The sequence below is a fragment of the Halalkalibacter hemicellulosilyticusJCM 9152 genome (assembly GCF_000513115.1).
Lineage (GTDB): Bacteria > Bacillota > Bacilli > Bacillales > Bacillaceae_D > Halalkalibacter > Halalkalibacter hemicellulosilyticus.
Map to the genome: position 1 here is coordinate 1 of NZ_BAUU01000081.1, position 2,428 is coordinate 2,428.

Annotated in this window: 2 protein-coding genes and 1 pseudogene; all 3 read left to right on the plus strand. The window is 43.2% G+C overall.

Annotated features, from left to right (window positions below; genetic code table 11):
* The first annotated feature begins 80 nt into the window (after nucleotides 1-80).
* Nucleotides 81-407, plus strand: coding sequence for an IS66 family insertion sequence element accessory protein TnpA (gene tnpA, locus JCM9152_RS20885; RefSeq protein WP_035347738.1), 327 nt, complete (start codon nucleotides 81-83; stop codon nucleotides 405-407).
* Complete coding sequence (tnpB, locus tag JCM9152_RS20890) at nucleotides 404-760, plus strand: IS66 family insertion sequence element accessory protein TnpB (RefSeq protein WP_035347740.1); 357 nt, start codon at nucleotides 404-406, stop codon at nucleotides 758-760. Before tnpA ends, tnpB begins: the two co-directional genes overlap by 4 nt.
* Nucleotides 761-796: 36 nt before the next feature.
* Nucleotides 797-2,376: pseudogene (gene tnpC / locus JCM9152_RS20895) on the plus strand (IS66 family transposase).
* Nucleotides 2,377-2,428: the final 52 nt, after the last annotated feature.

Sequence of the window (2,428 nt, forward strand, 5' to 3'; positions counted from 1 at the left end):
GTAAGCGTCAAATAACGCACACATTCCACTAAGCCCCAAGCTATGAGATACTCTTTCTATCAAATGGAAAGGGTGTTGTCATGAACCGTAAAGAAAAATATGAATGTTGGAAGTCACGTATGGAAGATTTTGAAGCCAGTGGGCAAACGATTCCAGAATGGGTATCCTCTCAAGAAGGGATAACGGAATATCAATTCCATTACTGGCGTAAAAAATTGAAAGCAGAAACAGATCCATCCCCAAATCCTCCTCAAGTCGATTGTCATGGGTGGACAACATTAGAGGTTTCCTCGATGAGTACGAATCCAGCTATTGAATTAAAAATGGATGATCTTTCGCTTATGATACCTGAAGATGTGAGTGAACATCATCTCTCCCTTGTTCTTCGGGTGTTGAGAAATGGATGATCCATCATCGTATAATCGAGCGCGTATATTTGGCAAAAGGAAGTACGGATTTACGTAAATCAATTGATGGACTTGCGGCCATCGTACAAGAGAGTTTTCAGCTTGATCCATTCTCGTCTTGCTTGTTTGTTTTCTGTAATCGTAAGCGTGATAAAATCAAAATCCTCCATTGGGAACATAATGGCTTTTGGCTCTATTATCGTCGCTTGGAAAAAGGAACGTTTCCGTGGCCAGAAGACCCCTCATCTTCTCCACAAATGATTAGTCTTCGGCAATTTCGCTGGTTACTAGATGGTCTCCCCATCGATCAAAAAGCTGCACACCCCAAAGTAACGGCAACATCCGTTATTTAAGCCCCAATAAGGGAGAGGTCATGGTATAATAATGGTATGAAAACAAATGACATGACCTCTCAATGTACAACTGAAGAATTAGAAAAACGTGTTTCTTCACTTGAGAAACAAAATGCGGAGCTGGCGGCAAAAATTAAATGGTATGAGGAACAATTCCGCCTTAGTAAGCAACGTCAATTTGGTGCTTCAAGTGAGAAAACAAATGCCGATCAACTGGAGCTTCCTCTATTTAATGAAGTCGAGATCTCTGCTGATCCTAAGGTCGAAGAACCGACGGTTGAAACGATTACGTATCAACGTAAAAAGACCAAGGGTGAGCGTGAGCTCAAACTAGAGAAGCTTCCTAAAGAAGTCATCAACTATCAATTACCCGCAGATCAGCAGGTTTGTTCGTGTTGCCAAGGGGATCTTCATGAAATGACAACAGAAATTCGTCGTGAACTAAAAGTCATCCCAGCGGAAGTCAAAGTCGTCGAACACGTTCAATCGGTCTATGCTTGTCGACGCTGCGAGCGTGAAAGTACGGAAACACCGATCGTGAAGGCGAACATGCCAAAACCAGTGTTTCCAAAGAGCTTAGCCTCGCCATCAGCTATGGCGTATATCATGAATCAGAAATATGTAGAAGGTCTACCATTATACCGCCAAGAACAACAATTTGCCCGATTAGGTGTGTCTTTGTCACGCCAAACGATCGCGAATTGGGTGCTACATGGGGCGACTACGTGGCTACAACTCATCTTTGACCGGATGTATCAGCTATTAATGAAACGGAATCACCTTCACGCCGATGAGACCACATTACAAGTGCTTCGTGAACCGGGCAGAGCCGCCACCGCGACTTCGTATCTTTGGCTCTATCGCTCTGGTCAAGGAACATCACCGATTGTCCTGTTTGATTATCAACAGACACGAGCAAGTAAACATCCGAAAAAGTTTCTATCCCCTTTTAAAGGTATCTACATGTGGATGGTTACGCTGGCTATAATGGGATTCCAAACGTGAAGCTTGTGGGCTGTTGGGCTCACGCTCGCCGAAAGTTTGATGAAGCACTCAAAGCGTTGCCTGAACAGGAACGAACGAAAGATGTCCTGGCCAAACAAGGGCTTCAATTCTGTAACCAACTCTTTACGATTGAAAAAGAAATCAAACCTTTATCCTTTGAAGAACGTTATCAAGTACGGCTAGAAAAAAGTCGGCCGATTCTTGATGCTTTTTCAGCATGGCTTCGTCAGCAAACACCAAAGGTGTTGCCGAAAAGTGCACTTGGACAAGCCATTAAATATTGTCGCAATCAATGGGAGAAGCTAGAAGCTTACTTAGAGGATGGTCGATTGGAGATCGATAATAACCGAAGCGAACGCTCGATTAAACCATTCGTGATTGGCCGAAAAAATTGGATTTTTGCCAATACACCAAAAGGCGCAAAGGCTAGTGCCGTGACGTATAGCATCGTTGAAACAGCAAAGGAAAACGGGCTAAACCCTTATCACTATTTGATGTTTTTATTTGAGGAGCTTCCTAACATTGATACAACCGATGAAAAAATGATCGATCGACTACTGCCATGGTCCGAAACCTTACCAGAGCACTGTTATGTAAAAACTGATAACTAGATTTTACTATACTCCCCATCTTCGTCATAGGTGGGGAGTATTTGACGCTTAC